The sequence below is a fragment of the Eisenbergiella massiliensis genome, assembly GCF_003435485.1.
This window is the reverse complement of record NZ_QVLV01000013.1, coordinates 1195-25164: the sequence shown is the minus strand read 5'-3', so window position 1 is coordinate 25164 and position 23970 is coordinate 1195. Positions and strand designations below refer to the sequence as shown.

The following is a 23970-nucleotide window of genomic DNA, read 5'->3' as shown; positions in this document are numbered from 1 at the left end:
AATCATAAAGGAGATTGAGCACGATGGGTGTAATGGACAAGTTCTTGAGCTATATGAGACTGAATGGTGAAGATGATTATGATGATTACGACGAAGATGATTATGATGATTACGACGAACCTGTAGAGAAAATCTCGAAACTGACACCTAAGACGAAATCGGAGCCTGTTCAGGATGAGGAGAAGATCCGGAAGGTATCACCCAAGGTAACACCCATGCGGCAGCCCCACAAAACCGCAGGCAACGGGATGGAAGTATGTGTGATTAAGCCCACAACCATAGAAGACGCCAGAGAAATTACAGAAACACTCCTTGCAAACCGTACCGTAGTATTGAATCTGGAAGGGCTGGATGTGGACATTGCCCAGCGGATTATTGATTTTACATCGGGTTCCTGCTTTGCAATCAGCGGCAATCTTCAGAAGATTTCACATTACATATTTATAATCACGCCGGCCAGCGTGGACATTTCCGGGGACTTCCAGGAGATTTTCAGCGGTTCGGTGGATGTACCCGGATTTTCCAGTTAAGCCAGCGTAAGTTCAGTTTGTCAGCGTCGTCGCGAGGCGGCGCTTTTTTGAGGGCATAGAGACGTATTTTCAGAGATAATAAAGATAAAGGCGAGGTGGCATGATGGCAGAAAAAATGACGGTTTCTTATCAGAAGAAGCCCTGCTACGATATTGTGTTTGAGAGGAGCTTTGAAGGGCTTGCAGCGCAGCTGCAGGAGCTGCAGTGCGAAGACAGAAAGCTTTGCATCGTAACGGACTCTAATGTAGGGCCGCTGTATGCGGATGCGGTGCGTGAGGCAGTTGCCCCTGTATGTGCCGGAGTTGATATTTTTACATTTCCGGCAGGGGAGGAAAATAAGAACCTGGATACGGTAAAGCTTCTGTATTCCTTCCTGATAGAGAGGCATTATTCAAGAAAGGACTGGCTTGTTGCGCTGGGAGGAGGGGTAACCGGGGACTTAACGGGCTTTGCGGCAGCTACCTATCTGCGCGGCATTGATTTTATCCAGATCCCGACCACACTGCTTTCACAGGTGGACAGCAGCATCGGCGGAAAAACAGGCGTTGATTTTGATCAGTATAAGAATATGGTGGGCGCGTTCCATATGCCCAGGCTGGTATATATGAATCTTGCAACATTGGCGACGCTGGAGCCGCGTCAGTATTACAGCGGTTTTGCAGAGGCCATGAAGTCCGGCCTCATCAGGGATGCCAGATATTATGAATGGCTGGTTTCCAACATGTATGAAATCTGTGACAGAGATCCTGATACGGTGGAGGAGATGGTTCGCCGCAGCTGCGACATCAAGCGTAAAATTGTAGAGAATGATCCCACGGAAAAGGGAGAGCGTGCGCTCCTGAATCTGGGACATACTATCGGCCATGCGGTGGAAAAGGCCAAAAACTTTACATTGACCCATGGGGAATGCGTAGCGCTGGGCTGTGTGGCCGCCGCGTTCATTTCCTGGAAGAAGGAGCTGCTTCCCATGGAGGAATATTATGAAATCAGGGATATGTTCGTGCCCTTTAACCTGCCCATTTCTGCTGATGATTTGGACCGTGAGGAGATTTTGGAGCTTACGAAGTCGGATAAGAAAATGGAAGCGGGACACATTAAATTTGTCCTCCTTCAGAAAATCGGAAAAGCCGTGCTGGATACCACTGTAACCGAGGAGGAAATCCTGGCGGCGATAGACGAAATTAATTTTACGGAAGAGGATGCAAATGAATAAGATGAAAAAATTCTGGCTGCCGGATCTTCTGATTGTCCTGGCGGGCATTCTGCTGGATCAGTTTACCAAGTATCTGGCGGTCATATATTTGAAAGGGCAGGAAGCTGTTTCCCTGATTCCCGGCGTATTGGAACTGAGATATCTGGAAAACCGCGGCGCAGCCTTTGGCATGATGCAGGGAGGAAAAATATTTTTCCTGATCATCACGCCGATTATTCTGGCGCTGGTGGTTTATGCGATGTATAAAATGCCGTCTGTCGGCAAATACCGGATACTGCATATCCTGCTTGCCTGTGTGGCTGTTGGCGCCGTGGGCAACATGATAGACCGTATCAGGCTGGACTACGTGGTGGATTTCATCTATATCAGCCTGATAGATTTCCCGATCTTTAATGTGGCTGATATGTTTGTATCCATTGCCTGTGTGGTGGGCGCAGTCCTGATTTTGTTCAGCAATAAATATAAGGACGATGATTTCAGCTTCCTGTCATGGAAGAAGAAGGATAAAGAATAGACGGGGGAAGTGGAATGCCGGATCTGTTTCGGTTTCAGGTAACAGAAGAGTATGAAGAGGAAAGAATCGATAAGTATATGTCCATACTTATCGATTCTTTGTCGCGTTCCTTTATTCAGAAAATGATGAAGGAAGAGAAGGTGCTGGTGAATGGAAAGCCGGTGAAGGCCAATTACCGGCTGAAAACGGAGGATGAAATCTGCTTTGAGCTTCCGGAAGCGGTAGAACCGGATATTGAGCCGGAAAATATACCGCTGGACATTCTTTATGAGGATGCTGACGTGCTGGTGGTGAACAAGCCGAAGGGAATGGTCGTCCATCCGGCGGCAGGCCATTACAGCGGTACGCTGGTTAATGCGCTGATGTATCATTGTAAGGGCAGCCTTTCGGGAATTAACGGCTGTCTGCGCCCGGGAATCGTGCACCGGATTGATATGGATACCACAGGCAGCCTGATTGTCTGCAAAAATGACATTGCCCATGCCTCCATAGCCGAGCAGCTGAAGGAGCATTCCATTGTACGGCGCTACAGGGCAATTGTGTGGGGCGTAATAAAGGAAGAGGAAGGCTGCGTGGATGTGCCGATAGGAAGGCATCCTTCTGATAGGAAAAAAATGGCGGCAGGAGTCCGGAATGGGAAAGAGGCTGTCACGCATTATCGGGTTCTGAAGCGTTTCCGCAGCTATACCTATATCGAATGCAGGCTGGAAACCGGACGGACGCACCAAATCAGAGTGCATATGGATTCCATCGGGCACCCTATTCTGGGAGATCCGGTTTATGGGAACAGGAAGTGCCCTTTTCAGCTTCAGGGGCAGACCCTGCATGCCATGACCCTGGGCTTTATCCATCCGGTGACCGGAGAATATGTGGAAACCACTGCGCCCTTGCCCGGATATTTTCAGCATCTGCTTGACACTCTCCCAAAATAAATTTTTTGGGAGAAGCGGGAAATAAGCCTCTTTTTTAGCGTGCATCGTGCTGAAAACTAAATTTTTTATAAAATAAGTAAAGACTTTGTTAAAATTTTGTGCTTCAAAGTGTTGAATTATGGAATAAATTGTGCTAAATTATAAATAGTCCGTCAGCCCTTTACCGCATCATAGCGGTACAGCGGAAGAAGGCACAATCATATAACCACGATATAAGGGGTATCAACATGGAGATGGCACAATATCTTGACCGTTTACTGCTCAGGTATTCGGGCACGTTTGATATATATAAACCATACTTCATAGATGGCAAGGAGTACCCGGCTTACGGGTACTTTTTTTCACATCTGGAGAAGTATGTACTAGTACGGGAAGCCAATTTATGGGCTTCGGACAGTTATGAGCACATTCTGTTCATCACAGCGGATAAAATTACGGAAGAGCATGTGAAGGAAGCACAGGATGTGATTCAGAACTATATGGAGCCGAAGCTGGTGAGAAAGGGCGCCAGGGTGCCGGAGAAGGATCATATGTACAGCTTCCTGACGGTGATTCTGCTCAGCCAGTACCCGCCCGACAGGAATACGCTGAAAAGCGTAAAGAGATATTCCTTTGATAAGGGATACAGGTTCAACCTCAGAGGCTTCAGTACGGGGCATATGGCATTGGTCAGCATGGAAGATCGCAAGATCACATGCAACCGCGCAGCAGCGAAGAAGGTAAAGCTACTGAAGGAGATATTTGAGGAGGTTGACGCAGGAAAGCCCGGCTTTGGCGAGCTTTGTGAAAAGAAGGATGTGAAGCCCTTTTCACAGAAAGACCGTACCGGCGACGGAGAACGGGAGCCGGAGGACGGGGAAAAACAAGGGTTATAGGACAGACGCCGGCAGGTTCCGGAGTTTTCCGGGCCGCGGTTCTGTTTTTTATAACGTCACACAAGCCAAAATTTTTTAACAAACAGGAGGGATTTAGTGTGAGTGCAATTGTTCTTATTTTACTTGCTATTGTCATTTTTGTCGTAGCATACAATACATACGGCAAATATCTGGCAAAGGCGTGGGGCTTAAGCTCCCAGAATGAAACACCGGCCCATACCATGGAAGACGGTGTGGACTATGTTCCGGCGAAGACACCGATTCTGCTGGGCCACCATTTTTCATCCATCGCCGGCGCCGGTCCTATCAACGGACCTATCCAGGCGGCTCTGTTCGGCTGGGTTCCGGTATTTTTATGGATTGTTATCGGCGGTATTTTCTTCGGGGCTGTTCAGGACTTCGGCTCCATCTTCGTATCCATCCGTCATCAGGGAAAATCCCTGGGAGAGGTTATTGAGGAGAACATTGGCCATCGCTGCAAGGTGCTTTTCACCGTTTTTGCATGGCTCGTACTGCTGCTGGTTATCGCTGCATTTGCGGATATCGTAGCCGCCAGCTTTACCTGCGGCGAAGGTGTAACCGGGATATTCCCCGGTGCGGTTGAGGGTACTGCCAATGGTTCCGTAGCCATGGCATCCATCCTTTTCATTCCGCTGGCAATTATTTTCGGCGTCCTGGTTTACAGAAAGAATGCGCCGCTGATTGTTTCCACCATTGTAGGCGTGGTTCTGCTTGCTATCTGCATCGGAATCGGCCTTGTATGCCCGATTAACCTTCCCAAGAGCTTCTGGATTGGTTTTGTATTTATTTACATCTGTATTGCGTCCGTTACGCCTGTATGGATTCTGCTCCAGCCGAGAGATTATCTGAACAGCTTCCTGCTGTATTTCATGATGGTCGCGGCAATTGTGGGAATTATCGGAGCGCATCCTACAATTGTAACTCCCGCTTATGTGGGCTTCAAGGTAGGAAGCAGCTATCTGTTCCCCGTACTGTTCATCACCGTGGCCTGCGGCGCCGTATCCGGCTTCCATTCCCTGATTGGTTCCGGTACGACCTCAAAGCAGCTGGATCATGAACAGGACGCGCTGGCAATCGGATATGGTTCCATGTTAATCGAATGCGTCCTGGCAGTTATTTCCCTGATCGCTATCGGTACGCTTTCTGCAGACGGTTCCATCCCTGCGGATATGGCATCACCTACTGTAGTATTTGCATCCGCCATCAAGGGCTTTTTCGTAAAAATGGGCTTCAATGCCACTGCGGCTCAGGCAACTTATACCATCATCGCCCTGGCGGTGTCCGCATTTGCCCTGACTTCACTGGATACCGGTACGAGACTGGGACGTTTCATGTTCCAGGAGCTGTTCGCCGGAAACGGGGAAAAGAAGAACGTGCTCAGCAATATGTATGTGGCTACCATTATTACCGCTTTCTTCGGCTTCGTACTGTGCCTGGCAGGCTATCAGAATGTATGGCCGCTGTTCGGCGCCTGCAACCAGCTGGTTGCCGTACCTGCATTCCTTGCCATTGCGGTATATCTGGCTAAGACCAACAAGCCTAACCGGATGCTGTATTTCCCTATGGTATTCATGCTCGTTGCGTGTATTTCTTCCCTGATCCTTTCCTTTAAGAACAATGTTGTGAAGCTGATGGGCGGCACAGGCACTGTTATCAAGGAAGGCCTTCAGTGCGTAGTTATCATACCTATCGTTATTCTTGCTGTTATTCTCGTTGTAGAAGGCGGCAAGGTGCTTATCGATTATGAAAAAAAGAAAAAACATTAAAGAAACGGCACGGTTGGAATCAGGAAAAACAGCAGAATAATATGTGCTGAAATGGCGGAAACTCCGCGGTTGTGACAGACCGGGGAGTTTTTGCTTTTTATCATTGAATTTTTATCAGTTTTTCTTTATAATAGTATTTATAAAAGGTAGCTTGCTTACCTTGAACAAGGAGGTAGTTGTATGAATACAATCATAACAATAGGCCGTCAGTTTGGCTCAGGCGGACGTGAAATCGGCGAGAAGGTAGCAGAATATTTTGGCATCAAATGCTTAGATAAGGAGCTTCTGACAAGGGCAGCCAAGGAAAGCGGCTTTTGTGAGGAGATGATTAAGAGCCACGATGAGAGACCTACCAACTCCTTCCTCTATAACCTGGTAATGGATACTTATTCCTTCGGTTATAATGCGTCATCCTTTATGGATATGCCCATCAGCCATAAGGTATTTCTTGCCCAGTTTGATACCATTAAGAAAGCGGCAGAAGAGGGACCCTGCGTTATTGTAGGACGCTGTGCCGATTATGCGCTGCATGACTTCAAGAACTGCATCAATCTTTTCATTTATGGCGATGAGGAGACCAAGGTTAAGCGTATTATGAGCAAGTACAGCCTGACCGAAGACAAAGCAAAAGACATGATAGTTAAGAAGGATAAACAGCGTCAGAGCTATTATAATTACTATTCCTCCAAGAAATGGGGCCGTGCCGACAGCTATGATTTCTGCCTGAACAGCTCAGTGCTGGGTGTGGAGGGGACTGTGAAGCTGATCATCCAGATTATTGAAGACTTTGAGAATCAGAATAATCCGGGCGGCAAAGCCTGACGTGATGCACCGGCAGACCGGCTAATGTATGCAGGATTAAAAGCTATAATTAATGAGAGATTAACAGGAGGAAAGCAGAATTCCCGGGAAGGATGCTTTCCTTTTTGCCTGAAAAGGGGAAACAGGGAATATGCCGAACAGGATTCTTATTATTGATGATGATAAAGATTTGTGCAGGCTGCTTCAGGAAAGCCTCCGCCAGATGGATGCTGAGGCCGATGTCTGCTACAGCGGAAATGTAGGAATCTCATTCATGCAGAAAAGGGAATACCATCTTGTGGTGCTTGATATTTTTATGCCGGGGATGGATGGCTTTGAAACGCTTGAGAAGATACGCCTCCTGGGAAATGTTCCGGTGCTCATGCTGACGGCGAAGGACGACAATGCATCTAAGGTGAAGGGACTGCAGATGGGAGCGGATGATTATCTGACAAAGCCCTTTAATTTAGAGGAATTCAATGCCAGAGTACAGTCTTTAATCAGAAGATACCTTTATCTGAACGATCCGGAAAAGAGGACAGTCATTGAATACAAGGGCCTGTTAATTAATCTTTCGGAAAAACGGGTGGTCATAAACGGTTCAGAGGTGGCTTTGCCGAATAAAGAATTTGAACTGCTGGTATATTGCGCTCAAAACCCGAAAAAAATTCTCTCTAAAAAAAGGATTTTTGAAGCCGTGTGGAAGCAGGAGTATATGTATGATGATAATACCATAATGGCGACGATGAGCAGGCTGCGTAAAAAAATAGACGGTCTTTCTGCCCCTGACGAATATATTCAGACGATTAAAGGCATGGGATACCGATTTAATGCGCCCGTCTGATTCCGGTTAAAGCGGCGGTCCGGGCTTTAAAGTGTGAACAGGACCGAACGTAATAAGGAAGGTGGTCCGGACAAACGGTTCGCTTTTTACGGTGATATTGCCGCCAGATTTTATAACGAGCTGCTGTACGATATTCAGTCCAATCCCGCTGCCTCTGTCAGTCCGGCTTTTGTCACATTTATAAAACCGTTCAAAGATATGCTTTATATCAGAAGGGGAAATGCCGACGCCATTATCACTTACGGAAATCTCCGTCACATCCTTTTCTTTTTTCAATGAAATTCCGATCTTTGCTGCCTGACTGTGCTTCAGGGAATTTTGAATCAGATTGTTTAGAATCCGTGCATATGCTTTTCTGTCAATCGTTAATTCTATTAAGCTTTCCGGAATATCAATTTCATAGGAAATATGCTTTTCCTCAAAAATAACAATCCAATCCTCCAGAATATTACGGGTCAGCTCTGCCATATCGCAGGGAAGCGGCTCTAAAATCTCTTCGCCTGAGCTTAATTTGAACCAGTCAAACAGCGTATCCACATAATTTTTCAGGGCATACGCCTTCTGACGGGCTGTCTCCACATAGCTTTCCCGGGTTTCTGCATCTGTTATCCCTGTATGAACCGCGTCCAGGTATCCGATCAGTGTTGTGAGAGGGGTCCGGATGTCATGGGAAAGGCTGGTCATCAGAGCCTTCTCCGCCTCTTCGGCCTTCTGCAGCGCTATTATTGTATCCTGCGAATCCTGCAGCAGAAGATTGATTCCAAAGCCGATGTCGGCAAGGATGGAATCAGAATCCAGGAGTATCTTCCGGTTCCTGTTGCCTGCGTTAATTTCTTTAAGAATGCCATTGATATAATTTAGCTCCCTGTTCTGCCGCCTGATGTACACAAACAGTACAAGGCATAGGATAAGAGAGAGGATAAGCGCTGTTGTGATGATGATTAAAATGTATTTTTGCATATTGCTCCTGTATAATTGTGAATTCAGTTAAATTAGATTAAATAGTGTTTAGCGGATAGCCGTTGATAAAAAACAGTGAAAATTTTCACGTGCTGATGGGAAAATTATAACATAAATTTTTCAGGATTACAATTTCAAGACTGGTTAAGTTAAGCTGCTGATGAAATGGGTGAAATTTAAGGATGCTGTAAGATACCTGCGGTTGATATATGGTAAATTATAAGCAGCAGATCGGATGAGAAGCTGAGCAGGGAATAAAAAAGACGAGGAGATGAGTAATTTGAAGGATTATATTATCGAAACGAAGCATTTAACAAAGATTTATGGAGAGCAGAAAATTGTTTCGGATCTCAATATGCATGTCAGATACAAGAGTATCTACGGTTTGCTGGGTCGCAATGGAGCGGGGAAAACGACGACCATGAAGATGCTGCTTAATCTTACAAGTCCCACGTCAGGGGATGTTTATGTGTTTGGGAAAAAGATGAGGGAGGAAGAAAAAAGCCTGCTGCCGCGCATCGGAAGCCTTATTGAAGCACCCGGGTTTTATCCCAATCTGACTGGAAGCGAAAATTTACGTATTTTTGCAAAGCTCCGGGGAGTTACCAAATATAATGCGGTTCGGGAAGCGCTGGATTTGGTGGGGCTGCCCTATAATGATAAAAAGCTTTTTTCACAATATTCTGTGGGCATGAAACAGCGTCTTGCGATTTCGCTGGCCGTTATGCATGAACCGGAGCTTTTAATCCTGGATGAGCCAATCAATGGGCTGGATCCTATCGGGATTGTGGAGATACGCGACTTTTTACACGATTTATGTCATTCCGGCGGCAAAACAATACTGATTTCAAGCCATATCCTGTCGGAGATAGCCCTGTTAGCCGATGATATTGGGATTATTGATCATGGAGTCCTTCTGGAAGAAGAATCGATGGAAGAACTGGAAAGAAAAAATAACCGCCATATCCAATTATCGGTGACGGATGCGGCTGCTGCGGCCAGGCTTTTGGAGACGCAGTTTCACATCACTGATTTTGAAATCCTGGATGAAAAAAATATCTGGATATTTGATATTTCCGTCCCGTTAGAAAGGCTTAACCGTTCCCTGATTGAAAATGGAATTGATGTGTGCGAGTTATATTTACATGAAGATACTCTGGAAGCATATTTTACGCGGGTGACAGGGGGTGAAGGAATTGCTTAAGCTTGTCCGGTGCGAATTATGGAAATATAAAAGAAACAAGGTGATCCCCCTGCTGACAATGCTGGCCGTACTGTTTCCTCTGGCCCTGGTAATTATGACACGCTCAAGGATTGATGGAACGCAGGACTGCCGCGCTCTTTACAATTATTATGATTATGTTTTCGGCAGTAATATTGTATATAGCTTTATGCTGTTTCTGCCCTGCCTGATTGGGAGCGTGGGCGCCGTATTGTTTTTTGCGGAGCGTGACAATGACACCTTTAAAAATATTCGTTCGATACCCATTACCTGCGGACAATTAGTTCTTGTAAAGCTGGCCGTGCTGTATTTGTGGGCTGTATTTTATGCGATGTTAACCACAGTTTCCGTCACTGTTTTCTGCGCGGCGGTAAATTACAGGGCGGTATATGATTTCCCTTTTAAGCTGATGGTCAGTATACTGGCGGGCATCATGATTGTGAGCTTTTCGCTTCCTGCGGTGGTTATGGTTATTTATTTTAACCAGAACTATGTGCTGTCCATTCTGCTAGCTTTTTCCTATTCCATTTTGAACTGGTTTTTCCTTATTTTATTTGCAGGCCATGAAATGATAGTAAAGTTTCTGCCCCTTATCACAGGATTATTCTGGGTATCCTTTATTTTAGACTATAGAAAGAAGGCCCTTTTCGGAGACTATGTAAGTCCTGTGCATATGAGTGATCATCTGCGGGTGTTTGTCAGCCTGATGATTATTTTTACTTTATCGGTTACATTGATTCTGCGTTTTTATAAAAAATGGTCGAGGTGACAATATGGGGGTAATTATATATACGGAATTATTAAAAATCAAACGTGCGTCGATGCTGAAGGCGGGTGCAATTATTGTGGCGTTATCCTGCGTGCTTTCCGTCATACCGGTTTTTGCCAGAGACAGTACGGTTAAAAATTTTGCATTGCTGATGGGAAATATACTTGAAAACAATTGTATCTATTTTTCCCCGGTGCTGACTGTTTTATTGGGCAGCTACATGATGGAGAGGGAAACCACGGATGATACGTTGAAAAACATGCTCACGATCCCCGTCACCTTTCAAAGGATTTTATTGGGGAAGCTGATGGTATTATTGGTTGTGGTCAGCTTTTTTGGAGTGGGCAGCAGCGTTTTGGGGAGTCTTTTGGGAGCGGCGCTGAAATTACCTGGAATTGGCGCCGGGAGTGTCCTGATGTGGTCTGTACGGATTATATGCACAAATATTCTGATTTTTGTGGCAGTCCTTCCCATAACGGTTTTGGCTGCCTGCAAGGAGGGCGCTATGCTGGCCGGGACCGCGGCTGCCTTCGTTTACGGGTTCCTGGCCTCCATCGATTGGAAGCCGATGAATTATTATCCTGTTAAGGCGGTTATGATTCTGCTAAGGCCGGAATATGGGGATAAATATGACTGGCTGCATTATTCCAGGCCGATTGCGGCTGCGGTCATCGCTGCAGTGTTCCTGGCGTCATTTGTTCTGATAAAAAGGATGAAGCCGGCTGAAAGGAAAAACAGGGCATCGAAGGTGAGCAGAAAAAGAGGATGGTAGGGGAACTGTCCGGGTTTTCCGGGCTGCTGCGGCAGAGGAAAAGCGCAGCGGCCCGGCTGAAAGGAACGTGCCAGGATGAAAGAACGTGCCAGGATAAAGGAACATGCCAGGATAAAGGAACATGCCAGGATGAAGGAATATGCCAGGATAAAAAACGTGCCAGGATAAAAGACTGTGCCAAGATAAAGTACTGTGACTTGTAACGCGGATTCCGACATGTTATAATCACCCATGGACGAAAATGGGAGCGCACGCTTTTATACAGACGGAAAAGAGGGATATTTATGGTACCGGTTCTGGCCAGAATGTCAGTGGTCATTAAAGCACAGCATGAAACCTCCGTGATGACGGGGAACTATGAAATGGGTTACGTCTGCGGCCTGTTGTGCCGGCTGGCGGGCATTACGCCGCCTCCCCTGGAAACGCCGCTTAAGCTGCAGGAGAAGATGATGGCGGCCCTGGAAGGCTACAACGCCGCGGATGAGCGGGAAAAGAACATCATCCGGATGCTGAAGTATTATAAACCAGATGATAACATGGACGACCAGGTAAAGGAACTGTTTTTGATGGGACTGGAAGAAAACAGGCCCTGGCAAAGATAAGACAAAACGTTCTGCAGGGCAGTATCCGCCCCGCCGGGCGGAGGAGAATGTTAATGACAAAGAAAAAAATATTGCTGCTTACCACCGGAGGCACCATTGCCTCCCACAAAACAGAGCATGGGCTGGCGCCGGCGCTGACCGCGGAGGAAATTCTGGAATTTCTGCCTTTTATGGATAATGTGTGCAGCCTGGAGGCGCAGAACCTGTTTGGCATAGACAGCACCAATATGACCTGTGGGCACTGGATGCAGATCGCACATGCCATAGAGGAAAATTATGAAGCCTTTGACGGCTTCGTAGTCTGCCACGGCACAGATACCATGGCCTATACGGCGGCAGCGCTTTCCTATATGATACAGAACTCCGCGAAGCCCATTGTGCTCACCGGCTCCCAAAGGCCTCTGGAAATGGAGATTTCCGATGCCAGAATGAACCTGCGGGACAGTATCGCCTATGCTCTTGATGATGCGTCCAGCGGGGTGAGCCTTGTGTTCGGAGGGAAAATCATTGCCGGCACCCGTGCAAAAAAAGTGAAAACCATGAGCTATAACGCATTTGCCAGCATCAATTATCCGGAGCTTGCCGTGATGCGGGATGAACATCTGGTCCGCTACATTGAACCGAAGCCGTTTACAGAACCGGTTTCCTTCTGCCATGAGCTTAATCCCCGGGTATTTCTGCTGAAGCTGACGCCGGGCATGTCCCCGGTCATCCTGAAAGATATTTTCAGCCAGTATGACGGAATCATTGTGGAAAGCTTTGGTGTGGGAGGTATCCCGGACAGCCTGCTTCATGAATTTGTCAGGCTGATGGAAGAGTACGGCTCCAGCAAGGCTGTGGTCATGACCACGCAGGTCACCTATGAGGGAAGCAATATTGGCGTTTATGAGGTGGGCAAAAGGGTACAGGAGCAGTTCCCGCTGCTGGAAGCCTACGATATGAACTTGGAAGCGGTCCTCACAAAGCTCATGTGGATACTGGGGCAGAGACCCGGCAGCTTTGAAGCTGTCAGGGAGCTTTTCTACAAAACTGTAAACTACGATATTTACCGTTAATATTTTTCAGAAAAAATATACAGCTCTGTGAATATTTTCCATTCCTCCTTCATATACTTCTTAGTAAGAACAAAACATAACAGGAGGACAACCATGCCGAGAGGAAGAAAAAACAAATCTCTGGATGAAAGAATCCAGGACACGCAGCAGAGTATTTACAATCTGGAAGTAAGGACCCAGGAGCTTTATGAAGAACTGGAAGAGCTTCTGCGACAGAAAAAGAATGAAGAGCTTGAAAAACTATCGGATGCCCTGGAAGAAGCTGGTGTTTCCGTTGATGAAGTGCTGGCGCAGCTGAAAACAGATGTCCAGGAAAACATCGCCTGAAGCTTCGGACAGCAGCTTATCCGAAAAGGAGAGCAGAGTGTTTTGCCAAAAAGCAGAGCCTCTGTTCTTTTTTTGCTTAAAAGAATTAAATTCTTTCAGAGATTTTATGAAAATTTAATAAAGGATTTAAAAATTAGGGGCAAGAAAGAATTGCATCAAATGAATATCCATCATATAATAGAAATTAGCGCACTAAGAAAGGAGGACGGAAATGAGTGTATTAGGAAATCTTTTATGGTTTTTCTGCGGTGGTTTTTTCAGTGCACTGGGCTGGTTTATGGCCGGAATTCTCTGGAGTATTACCATCATCGGGCTTCCGGTCGGAAAGCAGTGCTTCAAATTTGCGGCCCTGGCGGCATGGCCCTTCGGCAAGGAGATAGTTTACGGAGGCGGCGCAGGCTCGCTGATTCTGAATATCATCTGGATGATTATTACAGGCATTCCCATGGCTCTTGAGTCGGTAATACTGGGCGTGCTGCTTTGCATTACCATTATCGGGATACCCTTCGGCCTGCAGCATTTCAAAATGGCCAAACTGGCTTTGATGCCCTTTGGCGCGCAGATAATTTATACATAATATACAGGGGGAACTGATGGAACAACAAAAGAGTGAAACAAAGACAAAAAAGAAATTTAATCTGGCGGCGCTGTTTGCGCCGACTGATATGACAGAGGGATCACCGGGGAAAAGAATCGTAGCCTTTGCCATACCTATGCTGATTGGAAATATTGCACAGCAGCTTTATAATACGGTGGACAGCATTGTCGTTGGCCGGTATGTGGGCGACAATGCGCTGGCGGCCGTAGGCAGCGCCAGCCCTATCCTGAACCTTCTGCTGGTTCTGTTCGTAGGAATTTCCGTGGGTGCAAGCATTATGGTTTCCCAGTATTTCGGGGCGAAACAGAGAGAGGAGCTGTCCGGCTCCATCGGCTGCAGTATCACGCTGACAGCCATATCCTCGGTCATTATTATGGTGGTGGCGCCCTTTGTGGTGAGGCCTCTGCTGCGGCTGCTGAATACGCCGGACAGCATTATGGACTGGTGCGCTTCTTACCTGATTATTCTGTTCGTAGGCATTGCCGGCATGGCTTATTACAATATTTTAAGCGGTATCCTGCGCGGGCTTGGGGATTCTGTTTCCGCGCTGGTGTATCTGCTGGTGGCCACGGTACTGAATATCGCGCTTGACATCCTTTTCGTTGCAAGCTTCCGCATGGGTGTTGCCGGCGTGGCCCTTGCAACTGCAATCGCGCAGGCGGTTTCGGCGATTATGTGTATGTTCAAGCTGGCCAACATGAAGGAAATTTTTGATCTGAAGCTTCATTATCTGAAGCCCGGGAAAAAGCATACAACGGATATGATCCGGCTGGGCCTGCCCTCCGGTTTTACGCAGGCGATTTTTTCCATGGCCATGATCGTCGTTCAGTCGCTGACGAACAGCTTCGGTGAAATGTTTATCGCAGCCAACGTAATTATTATGCGTGTGGACGGCTTTGCCATGATGCCGAACTTCTCCTTCGGCACAGCCATGACCACCTATGCCGGCCAGAATGTAGGCGCGAGAAAATATGACAGGGTGGAAAAAGGGGCGAAGGAAGGAACTGTTATTGCGGCCGCAGTTTCCGCCGTCATTACGGGTCTCATACTTATCTTCGGAAAATACCTGATGGGAATCTTTACGGAAACAGGCGAGCTGGTGAAGCTGAGCATGCATTTGATGCGTATCCTTGCAGTAGGCTATATCGCCATGGCTGTGACGCAGTGTCTGTCCGGCGTCATGAGAGGAGCGGGAGATACCATGACGCCCATGTGGATTTCCCTGATTACAACCGTTGCTATCCGTGTGCCTCTTGCTTATGGCATTGCCTGGATGACAAGAACACCTGAGCTTCCCAACGGGCGGAATGAATGTGTATTCATTTCCCTGCTGTGTTCCTGGGTTCTGGGTGCGCTAATCACTTTGATCTTCTATAAAAAAGGCGCCTGGAAGAAGAGAGCTTTGGAGAATTAGTTATCTTTCGTGGAAGACGGATGAAGAAAAAGGCAGGCCGGAAATTCATTGCGGGGATTTCCGGCCTGCCTTTTATTACTTATCAGCTGTTTATTAAATCTTAAAAAACCTTTCCTATGTGCCGCTATTCGTCCTCGGCTTCGGTTTTCTTCGGCTTGGGAGCCATATAAGAGGAATTGCCCACATATTCCGTGCTGACCTCCTGGCCGTCCTGATACGTGGTAAAATAGGTTTTTGCAGAAAGGCTTCCTGTGTTCTTCGCCCAGAGCTTGAAGGTGCGGCCATTCAAATCATGGTTCCATACCAGCACATTGATCGTCAGCTTTTTCCCTTCCGTATATGCCTGGAGGATAACGGGAGCGGAGTAGTTATTGCGGAAACGAAGATCCTTGGAACCAGAAGAAATCGCCGCATCCAGCCCGAGAGGAAGATAGTGCACAGGCATGCTGTGAGGATGGCGTTCCAGCACGACAAGGCCTGCATTCTTAACTGCATTGTAAACGGTGGAGGATACCTGGCAGATGCCGCCTCCAATAGCCATTACCGTTTCTCCGTTCAGATATGCGCCGGCTTCCCGGTAGCCGTTGGCGGAAGTCCTGGGAAGAATTGCCGTACTGACGGAAACCTCCTGGCCGGGCATTATAATCATGTTATTCAGATGTCCCGCGGCAACCTTGATATTGTTGATCCGGTTGGAGGAGCTGGTTGAAAAACTGGTGGTGCAGCTGCCGGCCAGCACGAAATCAGGGCTGTAGGTGAGCACGCCTTCATTGACAATGCTTGTAAGGTAGCCGGAGGTAAGATCCAGGGTAATGGGCTGCGGCGTTCCTGCGATAAACTGCTGCTGCAGTGTGGTTATCAGCCAGTTCTTCACATTGGCGTTGAGCTGGTAATAGGTCTGCCCGGAATTGTAGATATAGCTTCCTGTGCCTGTGTCAAAAATGGGACTGTCGCTCTGGAAAACCTGGGCTTTGAGCTGCTCATTAATAGCATTCAGGAAAACGTCGAGAACCGCCGTATCCCCCAGGATACACTGAGGGACGCCAAGGTCGTTGGACAGAAATACGGGATAATCCTTCATCATATTAATTCCCATTGCCCAGACCTGTCCGTCCAGGGTAAGTATGATATTCTGGTTCATCCATCCGGCATCAATAAAACGGCTGTCGGAAACCGTGGTGGTTATGCCTCCTGCGGGCAGGGCCTCGGCGGCATTTATCTGAAGCGGTTCTGTGACCGCTGTCTGCAGCGGCAGGGCAAGAAGCAGACATGTCAGCAGTATGGATATTCTTTGATGTTTTTTCATAGCTGTATACCATCCTTTCACAATCTGCCGGTTCCGGTTCGGAAGCAGGCAAAAAACATGCGTTTCCCCGGAATCAGTTAAGTACTAGGATATCATATCTTCCGCTGATTTCCAACCATTTGCAAAGAATTTATAAAAAAGTGGAAAAACAGCCGCCGACGGGTTATGATAAAAAAAGATACACAGCTGCGTTATTCCCCGTCAACTGTGTGATGGGACGCAGAACAGGAGGATTTATGTATAAGATTTTGATTGTGGAGGATGATGACACGATAACCGCCGTGCTGACCAGAACCCTGTTAAAATGGAATTATGAGGTACAGGCTGTTGTTGATTTTGGCCGTGTTGGGGAGCAGTTTGCACAGTTTTCCCCCGACCTGGTGCTTTTGGATATATCCCTGCCCTTTTTCGACGGCTATTACTGGTGCCAGGAAATCAGAAAGACAAGCCAGGTTCCTATTATATTTATTTCATCTGCGGCGGACGATATGAATCTGGTGATGGCCGTCAATATGGGAGCGGATGATTTCCTGGCAAAGCCCTTCCGTCTAGAAGTCGTTCTGGCCAAAATCCAGGCGCTTCTGCGCAGGGCGTATACCTTTGGCACGCGAAAGGACGTAATCCATGCCGGGGAAGCCACACTTTCCTTAAGCGACGCCACGCTTGCTTATAATGGACAGAAGCTGGAGCTTACCAAGAATGAGTTCCGCATTCTCAGCCTGCTAATGGAAAAGAAAGGCTGCGCCGTATCCCGGGATGAAATCATCTGTGCGCTCTGGGAAAATGAAGCCTTTATAGATGACAACACCCTGACCGTGAATATGACACGGCTTCGCAGAAAGCTGGAAGAAACAGGACTGAAGGGCTTTATTGAAACCAGGAAGGGCATGGGCTACCTGATCCCGGAGAACTACCGGCCTGAAGACGGCGGATCGGCGAAAGGGAAAAAAACATGAAGAGGGAAGTAAACAAGACTGTATCCGGGGAATTTTCCCGCGGCTGTTTTTCCGACTATATCAGGGAGCGGGTCAGCTTTATGCTATATCTTCTTCCCACGGTCTGCCTTCTTTTTATATGGTGGCTCTGTGATCTGCCCTGGCAGCCGGCGGTCTATCTGCTTCTGGTCCTCGCCGTGCTGTCCTCTGTCCTGATTTTCTCCGATTATAGCAAATACGTAAAAAAACGCAGGCTGCTGGAACTATATGCTTCACAGGCAGAGGCGGGAATTTTTTCCCCGGAAGAGGAAAGCCGCGGCCTGGAAGGGGCGTGGGCGCAGCTGGCCAGGGGCTGGCAGCAAAAATATGAACAGGAAAAGGAAAACGGCCGGGAGGAAAGGGAGAGAAGCAGCAAATACTATACGCTCTGGTCCCATCAGATAAAAACCCCGGTGGCCGCCATGCATCTGCTTTTACAGGAGGAGGAGCTGGATCGGCGTTCCATGGAGCAGGAGCTGTGGAAGGCGGAGCAGTACGTGGATATGGCCCTCCAGTACCAGCGCCTGGATAAGGACGGAAGGGATCTGGTCTTAAAGGAATACCCGCTTTCATCCCTGGTAAAAAAGGCTGTAAAAAATATGGCGTCCGTACTCATTTATAACAAAACAGCTATCCATCTGGAGGATATGGCAGCTGCTGTGCTCACAGATGAAAAATGGTTCCTATTCGTTCTGGAGCAGCTGCTTGGAAATGCGGTGAAATATACGGCAAAGGACGGCAGCGGCAGCATCCGGATTTACACAAAGGAGAGTGGGGGAGGAGCGTTCCTGGTTGTGGAGGATAATGGCATCGGTATCCGCCCGGAGGATATTCCCAGAGTATTTGAATGGGGCTATACGGGCTACAACGGCAGAAGGGAAAAGCGTTCCACGGGAATCGGCCTCTTTCTCTGCCGCAGGACCATGGATATGCTTGGCCAGACGATTGCCATAGAATCGGAGGAAGGAAAGGGCACCCGTGTTCTTCTGGGCATTTCCAGGAACAGATTTGATATTGAATAACAGCAATAAACAGGTTCAAAGGGAGGCGTCTTCCGATTTGGACCTGTTTTATTTATGGTAAAGCATTCTTTTGGAAAAGGCATTTCTGTATTCACTGGGCGTCAGCCCGGTCATCTTCTTATAAAATTTCATAAAGTTGTGGCTGTCGGCAAAGCCCAGCGCGACACTGATTTCCAGTATGGTCATGTTGGTATCCGTCAGCATGAAATTGGCCTCGTCAATCTTTGCCTTCATAATATATCTTTTTAAAGACATCCCCGCAATGGAACTGAACATATGCGACAGATATTTGTCATTGTAGCCGAAATGACCGGCAATATCTGCTACCCTGATATTTTCCTGAATGTGCCGTTTGATATAATCAAGGATGTCCTGGAACATCTGCCTCTGGTTTTTGGCAGGTATGCTCACATTCAGCTGCCGAATGTGCTGGTTGTGGATTTCGCACAGAATCAGGGTGGTCATGTAATTGATGGTCAGCCTGTCGTACTGGGAACGGACAGCGTCCTGCAGCTGTTTCATCAGCACAATTATTTTTTCCGTATTCAGCGTCCTGCAGTACTGCGGGATCAGAAGCCGGATATTATTTTCCGTCAGATACGAAAGGGTGTCGGTAACGCCATCCTCAGTAATTACGGGCGTCACCGGATGGGAGGATGTAAAATGCATCCAGTAAAAGCTGCAGTCCGAGGGCCTGAAGCCCCGCCGGAGGTTGGCGGGAGGCTGCCCCGGCGGAAGGAGCAGCGTTTCACCCGTATTTACGGTAAAATCCTGATTTTGATAGGACAGGTATAAAGGCCCCTTGGAAATGACAAAAAGTTCGTAATCAATCAGCTCCATCGTTTCATGCATCCAGTTAGGAGACAGTGCCTCAAACTTCCCGGTGAGTACGTATTCCAGCGGGTTGTCAATCGTAAATTCATAAGCCTTCAATCAATAGCGTACCTCCCCTCCGTTTTCATTCTGAATTTTGACACCAGAGGTGTATCTTTTGGCCCCGCATTTCAGGGGAAAAAATCCGGATCAGTTTATTAAAGTGAAAAACCTGTCGGCCAACAAAACACTCTCTGTAAAATTCCGGGAAATTCGAGTTTTATACTAATGGTAAAATATGGAAATTAGTAAATTGTGCATAAAATAAGTATAATTAAAGGCTCTAATTTGTACAAGGTGTATAAAGGTTAGGTTAAGTGTAAAAAGGTTGTGAGTTTAAAAGGCAAAGCAGTAAGCCACAACCTTTTTACACTTAATGTATCCTTATGACATTTACGAAACCGGTATCAAATTGTAAGATATACCCATAAATTTCCGCTGAAGAAAATAAAAAATATAAATATTCACTAAGCATTATCCGATACACTATGCAAATAGCAGCAAAAGCTACAGCATTTTAAGATGGATGACTTTTGGACATCTGTCAGTATTTTGGACCGGGAGTGTGTGCAGGCCCGGAAATCAAAGGGAAATAACACGGTTACCGTGAAATTTCAAATAAAGATTGGAGGAAACAGAATGAAAAAGAAATTAATTGCGCTGATGCTTTCAGCGGCAATGACGGCAGGAATGCTGGCAGGCTGCGGAAGTACAAGTACCACAGGCAGTACCGATGCAAATGCAGGGGCCGCCGACACAGGAGCGGCAAAAACGGAAGAAAACGCATCTGCGGACGCAGGCGCTTCCACAGGAGAGACGGTAAAGCTGACCGCTGTCATCATTTCCCATCCGCTTACCAAGGATATCACGGAAATGAAGTGGGTATCCGAAATTGAAGAGAAAGCAGGAGTGGAAATCGAATGGGAACAGATCAGGGCTGACTGGGATACGGTGAAATCCACCCGTTTCGCAGCCGGGGACATTCCGGATCTGCTCTTCAGCGCCACATCCGATTCCGATTATACCAAATATGCCGGGCTGTTTGCGGACCTGACGCCTTACCTCAGCAAGGAAACCACCCCCAATATCATGGAAATGTTTGAAGAAGAGCCGGATACCAAAACACTGGCTACCACAATGGAAGGAAAAATTTTCGGACTTCCCAAATTCCAGGGCAAATGGCCTTCCACCAATACCGTTATGTTCATCAACAAAAACTGGCTGGAAGCGGTAGGTAAAGAAGTTCCCACCACCTTCACGGAGCTGAAGGATGTCCTGATGGCCTTTAAAGAGCAGGATGCCAACGGCAACGGCGACCCTGACGATGAAATCCCCATGGACTTCAACGCGGGCGCAAACAACGGCTGGTTCAACAGCGCTTATTCCATGACAAACCTGGTAGGCTCCCTTGGAATCCAGCTGACCAACTGGGGAACAGACGCTTACTTTGCGGAAGACGGACAGATTAAATGCTATGCAGTTGACGACCGTTATAAGCTGTTCATGAAGTACGTAACTGATCTTTATGCCAACGGCCTGATCAATACCAATGCCATTTCCAACGACTATTCCGCATTCCAGTCCCTTTCCCGCGGCAATGAAAATGGGGACGCCCTGGTAGGCTGCGTATTCGGCTGGGAAGAAACAGACAAATTCGGCCCCAACCTTTACAGCCAGTATGTACCGGTTCCCGCGCTTGATTATGATATCGACTGTGAACCCGGCACCTATGATACCCGCTGGAGGGATGACTACACAGGACTTAATATGTCCGGCAACAGAGTATGTGTCAGCGCCAAATGTGAGAATATGGAAGCTGCCGTAAGATTCCTCGACTGCTTCTATGATCCGGCCGTTTCCGTTCAGGGCCTGTTCGGCGGTATTTCCGACGGCTGTGTGGAGCAGACCGGCGACAACAGCTTCAAGGTTCTTGACCCGCTCGATCCCGACACGGATCCCGGTACCTGGAAATGGACAAGCACCATGGCGGACAATGCGCCCATGTATATCAGAAGAAGCACGGAAATCGAAATGGCACAGGATATGACCTTTGCCCTGGAGGAAAGAAAAGTATACGATGATGTGATTGCCAAGGCAAGCGAATCCGATACCTATCCTCAGATGTTCATGAAATATTCGGAAGAAGATCAGAATACCATGGCGCTCACCCAGGCCAATATCAACAATATCATTGATAATTACTGGTCTCTTTGGATGACCGGCGAATCCGATATCGACGCTGACTGGGATTCCTACGTTAAGAGTGTCAATGATGCAGGACTGCCTCAGATACTTGAAATCCGTCAGAAGGCTTTCGACGCATATCTGGGAAAATAATGCTTCATACCAAAAAGCAGAGCTAAACAGGGCAGTGGGATGTGGAATTTCCGCATCCCACGTTCTGTCTAAAGGAAGGGAGATCGTATGAGTGCTAAACAAAAAAAGAATGCTGTAACCGGCCAGAGCCGGGGTTTTGGAAAATATATACAGCATAACTGGCAGCTGTGGGTCATGCTGTTCCCCGCCATGCTGTATATCCTGATTTTCTGTTATGTCCCCATGTACGGGATCCAGCTGGCGTTCCGGGAATACAGCTTTACTGCGGGCATCACGGGCGGAAAATTTGTGGGACTGAAATATTTTAAGCAGTATTTTGAAAGCCCCATGTTTTTTACCACGCTGAAAAATACCTTTGTCATTTCCGCCACCAGTATTCTTGTGGGCTTTCCCGCGCCGATTATCCTGGCTATGATCATCAATCAGATCCGCAGCCCCAAATGGAAAAAGACGGTGCAGACTACCGTATATATCCCGTACTTCATTTCAGTGGTCGTCCTTGTTTCCATGCTGAATATCATGTTTGCAAACGACAGCGGCGTAATCGCCAACTTTTTGAAAAGCCTTCATATCGTATCCCGGAACACCAATATTCTGGGAAAGGAATCCTGCTTTGTTCCCCTGTATGTACTGTCCGGCGTCTGGCAGACCATGGGCTGGAACAGCATCATCTTCATCGCCGCCCTGTCTTCAGTGGATACCCAGCTGTATGACGCCTGTAAAATTGACGGGGCGAACCGGTGGCAGACGATGATACATATTGATTTTCCGGCGATTCTGCCCACTATCATGATCCTGTTGATTATGAACATGGGAAATATTCTCAACGTAGGCTTCGACAAGGTTTTCCTGATGCAGAACAGCCTGAATCTGGGAGCCTCCCAGGTTATTTCCACCTATGTATATACGGTGGGCATCAAGTCCTCACAGTTCAGCTTCGGCGCGGCTGTCGGCCTGTTTAACACGGTAATCAACTTTGTATTCCTGCTGGTAACCAACTATGTTTCCAAACGGTCCACCGGCACCGGTCTGATGTAGGAGGAGTAAAAATGGCAGATAAAAAAATAAGACCTGCAAAAAAAGTGAAAAGGGATTCCAGCTGGCAGGACAGGCTGTTTGGCGCAGTTGTTATCATCCTCAGCATATTTGTTTTTGTCGTCATAGCCTATCCGCTGTGGTTTATTATCATTGCCTCCATCAGCAATTCCAATCTGGTCAATCTGGGGAAGGTGACCATATGGCCGAAGGACATCCTTTTTTACGGCTATCAGCAGATTGCGGAGGATGCGCGTATCTGGACCGGTTATGCCAATACCATACTCTATGTGGTGGCGGGAACCATCCTGAATATGGCGGTCACCATGCCGGCGGCCTATGCGCTTTCCAGAAGGGATTTCAAGGCAAGGAACAAGGTGATGTTCTATTTTGTGTTCACCATGTTCTTCAGCGGCGGGCTGGTGCCCCTTTACATGACGGTAAGCTCGCTGGGACTGATTTCCACAAAAACGATTCTGATTATTTTCGTGGCGGTCAATACCTATAACCTTATTATCGCAAGAACCTTCATAGAAACCTCCATTCCGGAGGATCTCTACGAGGCGGCCGTGCTGGACGGATGCTCCCATTTCAACTATTTTGTCAAGGTGGTGCTTCCGCTGTCCAAAGCGGTTATTTCCGTGCTGATTCTGTATTATGCCGTATTCCACTGGAACGATTTCTTCAATGCGCTGCTGTTTAACAGCAATTCCAAAAACGCGCCTCTGCAGATTATACTGCGGGAAATCCTGCTTTTGAACCAGGCGTTCTCCAGCGGCGTGGGAAGCGTACAGGGCGGCTATGCCCAGGGCGCTGCGGATCAGGTGAAATACGCGGTAATCATCGTATCAACGCTGCCCATCCTGTGTGTGTATCCCTTCATCCAGAAGTATTTTGAAAAAGGCGTGATGATCGGAGCGGTAAAGGGCTGATTTTTATAAAAAGAAGGGAAACTGCCGCCCGGGCGGCAGGAAGGAAAGGGTATGGAAAAGTTAAGGGATTTCAGATATCAGGGAGTGGAATTAAAGAACAGCTTGTGGGAGCGCCAGAGAAGGGAAACCATAGAAACCTACCTGGCGATTCCCAATGATTCCCTGCTGCATATTTTCAGAAAAACAGCCGGCCTGGACGCTCCTGGGGAGAGCCTGATGGGCTGGTATGGAAACGGCGCTTCCACTTTTGGCCAGAAGCTGGGCGCCTTCGCCAAG

Annotated in this window: 25 protein-coding genes; 22 read left to right on the top strand and 3 right to left on the bottom strand. The window is 47.6% G+C overall.

The window, feature by feature from the left end; translation table 11 throughout:
• The first annotated feature begins 23 nt into the window (after positions 1 to 23).
• From DXC51_RS17820 to DXC51_RS17785, 8 genes are all read left to right on the top strand, one after another.
• Positions 24 to 530, top strand: a complete 507-nt coding sequence (locus DXC51_RS17820) for a cell division protein SepF (RefSeq protein WP_021633906.1) — start codon at positions 24 to 26, stop codon at positions 528 to 530.
• A 103-nt stretch (positions 531 to 633) separates the two neighbouring features.
• Positions 634 to 1743, top strand: a complete 1110-nt coding sequence (aroB, locus tag DXC51_RS17815; protein WP_117531460.1) for a 3-dehydroquinate synthase — start codon at positions 634 to 636, stop codon at positions 1741 to 1743.
• Positions 1736 to 2257 carry a signal peptidase II gene (gene lspA / locus DXC51_RS17810; RefSeq protein WP_035320607.1) on the top strand — a complete coding sequence of 174 codons (522 nt, stop codon included), beginning with the start codon at positions 1736 to 1738 and terminating at the stop codon, positions 2255 to 2257. The genes aroB and lspA overlap by 8 nt, the downstream gene beginning before the upstream one ends.
• Before the next feature lie 14 nt (positions 2258 to 2271).
• Entirely contained in the window at positions 2272 to 3189 is a 918-nt protein-coding gene (locus DXC51_RS17805; RefSeq protein ID WP_025490073.1) for an RluA family pseudouridine synthase, read from the top strand.
• Between the two features lie 227 nt (positions 3190 to 3416).
• Entirely contained in the window at positions 3417 to 4064 is a 648-nt protein-coding gene (locus DXC51_RS17800) for a DUF8052 family protein (protein WP_025490072.1), read from the top strand.
• Between the two features lie 98 nt (positions 4065 to 4162).
• Positions 4163 to 5851 (top strand): carbon starvation CstA family protein, encoded by a 1689-nt coding sequence (locus tag DXC51_RS17795; protein ID WP_021633911.1) that lies wholly within the window; start codon positions 4163 to 4165, stop codon positions 5849 to 5851.
• 180 nt (positions 5852 to 6031) lie between these two features.
• Positions 6032 to 6673, top strand: a complete 642-nt coding sequence (locus tag DXC51_RS17790) for a cytidylate kinase-like family protein (RefSeq protein ID WP_025490071.1) — start codon at positions 6032 to 6034, stop codon at positions 6671 to 6673.
• 130 nt (positions 6674 to 6803) lie between these two features.
• Positions 6804 to 7496 (top strand): response regulator transcription factor, encoded by a 693-nt coding sequence (locus tag DXC51_RS17785; RefSeq protein WP_025490070.1) that lies wholly within the window; start codon positions 6804 to 6806, stop codon positions 7494 to 7496.
• Between the two features lie 6 nt (positions 7497 to 7502).
• Here the strand turns inward: DXC51_RS17785 and DXC51_RS17780 are convergent, their stop codons facing one another.
• Positions 7503 to 8456 carry a sensor histidine kinase gene (locus DXC51_RS17780; RefSeq protein WP_049942383.1) on the bottom strand — a complete coding sequence of 318 codons (954 nt, stop codon included), beginning with the start codon at positions 8454 to 8456 and terminating at the stop codon, positions 7503 to 7505.
• Positions 8457 to 8736: 280 nt separating this feature from the next.
• Between DXC51_RS17780 and DXC51_RS17775 the strand changes: the two genes are divergently transcribed.
• The 8 genes from DXC51_RS17775 (at position 8737) to DXC51_RS17735 (ending at position 15215) form a co-directional block, all read left to right on the top strand.
• Complete coding sequence (locus DXC51_RS17775) at positions 8737 to 9660, top strand: ABC transporter ATP-binding protein (protein ID WP_025490068.1); 924 nt, start codon at positions 8737 to 8739, stop codon at positions 9658 to 9660.
• Positions 9644 to 10447 (top strand): ABC transporter permease, encoded by an 804-nt coding sequence (locus DXC51_RS17770; protein ID WP_081745446.1) that lies wholly within the window; start codon positions 9644 to 9646, stop codon positions 10445 to 10447. The genes DXC51_RS17775 and DXC51_RS17770 overlap by 17 nt, the downstream gene beginning before the upstream one ends.
• 4 nt (positions 10448 to 10451) lie before the next feature.
• Positions 10452 to 11219 carry an ABC transporter permease gene (locus DXC51_RS17765; protein ID WP_025490066.1) on the top strand — a complete coding sequence of 256 codons (768 nt, stop codon included), beginning with the start codon at positions 10452 to 10454 and terminating at the stop codon, positions 11217 to 11219.
• A gap of 284 nt (positions 11220 to 11503) precedes the next feature.
• Positions 11504 to 11821 carry a DUF3837 domain-containing protein gene (locus DXC51_RS17755; RefSeq protein WP_117545073.1) on the top strand — a complete coding sequence of 106 codons (318 nt, stop codon included), beginning with the start codon at positions 11504 to 11506 and terminating at the stop codon, positions 11819 to 11821.
• A 53-nt stretch (positions 11822 to 11874) separates the two neighbouring features.
• Positions 11875 to 12876 (top strand): asparaginase, encoded by a 1002-nt coding sequence (locus tag DXC51_RS17750; protein WP_025490063.1) that lies wholly within the window; start codon positions 11875 to 11877, stop codon positions 12874 to 12876.
• 93 nt (positions 12877 to 12969) lie between these two features.
• Positions 12970 to 13203, top strand: a complete 234-nt coding sequence (locus DXC51_RS17745; RefSeq protein ID WP_021633921.1) for a hypothetical protein — start codon at positions 12970 to 12972, stop codon at positions 13201 to 13203.
• Between the two features lie 211 nt (positions 13204 to 13414).
• A complete protein-coding gene (locus tag DXC51_RS17740) occupies positions 13415 to 13780 on the top strand; it encodes a YccF domain-containing protein (RefSeq protein WP_025490062.1) in 366 nt (121 codons plus the stop codon).
• Between the two features lie 16 nt (positions 13781 to 13796).
• Positions 13797 to 15215 (top strand): MATE family efflux transporter, encoded by a 1419-nt coding sequence (locus tag DXC51_RS17735; RefSeq protein ID WP_117531453.1) that lies wholly within the window; start codon positions 13797 to 13799, stop codon positions 15213 to 15215.
• Positions 15216 to 15339: 124 nt separating this feature from the next.
• Here the strand turns inward: DXC51_RS17735 and DXC51_RS17730 are convergent, their stop codons facing one another.
• Positions 15340 to 16521: a VanW family protein gene (locus DXC51_RS17730; protein WP_021633924.1), complete on the bottom strand. Its 1182-nt coding sequence runs from the start codon at positions 16519 to 16521 to the stop codon at positions 15340 to 15342.
• 236 nt (positions 16522 to 16757) lie between these two features.
• On the opposite strand from DXC51_RS17730, the gene DXC51_RS17725 reads away from it, so the two are divergent.
• Both DXC51_RS17725 and DXC51_RS17720 read left to right on the top strand, forming a co-directional pair.
• Complete coding sequence (locus tag DXC51_RS17725; RefSeq protein ID WP_051358289.1) at positions 16758 to 17477, top strand: response regulator transcription factor; 720 nt, start codon at positions 16758 to 16760, stop codon at positions 17475 to 17477.
• Entirely contained in the window at positions 17474 to 18517 is a 1044-nt protein-coding gene (locus tag DXC51_RS17720; RefSeq protein ID WP_021633926.1) for a sensor histidine kinase, read from the top strand. The genes DXC51_RS17725 and DXC51_RS17720 overlap by 4 nt, the downstream gene beginning before the upstream one ends.
• A gap of 48 nt (positions 18518 to 18565) precedes the next feature.
• On the opposite strand, the gene DXC51_RS17715 is transcribed toward DXC51_RS17720, so the two are convergent.
• On the bottom strand, positions 18566 to 19450 hold the full coding sequence (locus tag DXC51_RS17715) for an AraC family transcriptional regulator (RefSeq protein ID WP_021633927.1): 885 nt from the start codon (positions 19448 to 19450) through the stop codon (positions 18566 to 18568).
• 579 nt (positions 19451 to 20029) lie between these two features.
• Between DXC51_RS17715 and DXC51_RS17710 the strand changes: the two genes are divergently transcribed.
• The 4 genes from DXC51_RS17710 to DXC51_RS29810 all read left to right on the top strand — a co-directional run.
• Positions 20030 to 21727, top strand: coding sequence for a type 2 periplasmic-binding domain-containing protein (locus DXC51_RS17710; protein ID WP_025490057.1), 1698 nt, complete (start codon positions 20030 to 20032; stop codon positions 21725 to 21727).
• Between the two features lie 87 nt (positions 21728 to 21814).
• Positions 21815 to 22765 (top strand): ABC transporter permease, encoded by a 951-nt coding sequence (locus DXC51_RS17705; protein WP_243003223.1) that lies wholly within the window; start codon positions 21815 to 21817, stop codon positions 22763 to 22765.
• Between the two features lie 11 nt (positions 22766 to 22776).
• Positions 22777 to 23694, top strand: a complete 918-nt coding sequence (locus DXC51_RS17700) for a carbohydrate ABC transporter permease (RefSeq protein WP_025490055.1) — start codon at positions 22777 to 22779, stop codon at positions 23692 to 23694.
• A 51-nt stretch (positions 23695 to 23745) separates the two neighbouring features.
• The coding region (locus DXC51_RS29810; RefSeq protein ID WP_207660866.1) for a hypothetical protein at positions 23746 to 23970 on the top strand (225 nt) is incomplete at its 3' end.

What these genes read in the sequence shown, in the direction of transcription:
- DXC51_RS17820 (WP_021633906.1), top strand. Translation starts at nt 24, where the DNA reads ATGGGTGTAATGGACAAGTTCTTGAGCTATATGAGACTGAATGGTGAA.
- aroB (WP_117531460.1), top strand. Translation starts at nt 634, where the DNA reads ATGGCAGAAAAAATGACGGTTTCTTATCAGAAGAAGCCCTGCTACGAT.
- lspA (WP_035320607.1), top strand. Translation starts at nt 1,736, where the DNA reads ATGAATAAGATGAAAAAATTCTGGCTGCCGGATCTTCTGATTGTCCTG.
- DXC51_RS17805 (WP_025490073.1), top strand. Translation starts at nt 2,272, where the DNA reads ATGCCGGATCTGTTTCGGTTTCAGGTAACAGAAGAGTATGAAGAGGAA.
- DXC51_RS17800 (WP_025490072.1), top strand. Translation starts at nt 3,417, where the DNA reads ATGGAGATGGCACAATATCTTGACCGTTTACTGCTCAGGTATTCGGGC.
- DXC51_RS17790 (WP_025490071.1), top strand. Translation starts at nt 6,032, where the DNA reads ATGAATACAATCATAACAATAGGCCGTCAGTTTGGCTCAGGCGGACGT.
- DXC51_RS17785 (WP_025490070.1), top strand. Translation starts at nt 6,804, where the DNA reads ATGCCGAACAGGATTCTTATTATTGATGATGATAAAGATTTGTGCAGG.
- DXC51_RS17780 (WP_049942383.1), bottom strand. Translation starts at nt 8,456, where the DNA reads ATGCAAAAATACATTTTAATCATCATCACAACAGCGCTTATCCTCTCT.
- DXC51_RS17765 (WP_025490066.1), top strand. Translation starts at nt 10,452, where the DNA reads ATGGGGGTAATTATATATACGGAATTATTAAAAATCAAACGTGCGTCG.
- DXC51_RS17755 (WP_117545073.1), top strand. Translation starts at nt 11,504, where the DNA reads ATGGTACCGGTTCTGGCCAGAATGTCAGTGGTCATTAAAGCACAGCAT.
- DXC51_RS17750 (WP_025490063.1), top strand. Translation starts at nt 11,875, where the DNA reads ATGACAAAGAAAAAAATATTGCTGCTTACCACCGGAGGCACCATTGCC.
- DXC51_RS17745 (WP_021633921.1), top strand. Translation starts at nt 12,970, where the DNA reads ATGCCGAGAGGAAGAAAAAACAAATCTCTGGATGAAAGAATCCAGGAC.
- DXC51_RS17740 (WP_025490062.1), top strand. Translation starts at nt 13,415, where the DNA reads ATGAGTGTATTAGGAAATCTTTTATGGTTTTTCTGCGGTGGTTTTTTC.
- DXC51_RS17735 (WP_117531453.1), top strand. Translation starts at nt 13,797, where the DNA reads ATGGAACAACAAAAGAGTGAAACAAAGACAAAAAAGAAATTTAATCTG.
- DXC51_RS17730 (WP_021633924.1), bottom strand. Translation starts at nt 16,521, where the DNA reads ATGAAAAAACATCAAAGAATATCCATACTGCTGACATGTCTGCTTCTT.
- DXC51_RS17725 (WP_051358289.1), top strand. Translation starts at nt 16,758, where the DNA reads ATGTATAAGATTTTGATTGTGGAGGATGATGACACGATAACCGCCGTG.
- DXC51_RS17720 (WP_021633926.1), top strand. Translation starts at nt 17,474, where the DNA reads ATGAAGAGGGAAGTAAACAAGACTGTATCCGGGGAATTTTCCCGCGGC.
- DXC51_RS17710 (WP_025490057.1), top strand. Translation starts at nt 20,030, where the DNA reads ATGAAAAAGAAATTAATTGCGCTGATGCTTTCAGCGGCAATGACGGCA.
- DXC51_RS17705 (WP_243003223.1), top strand. Translation starts at nt 21,815, where the DNA reads ATGAGTGCTAAACAAAAAAAGAATGCTGTAACCGGCCAGAGCCGGGGT.
- DXC51_RS17700 (WP_025490055.1), top strand. Translation starts at nt 22,777, where the DNA reads ATGGCAGATAAAAAAATAAGACCTGCAAAAAAAGTGAAAAGGGATTCC.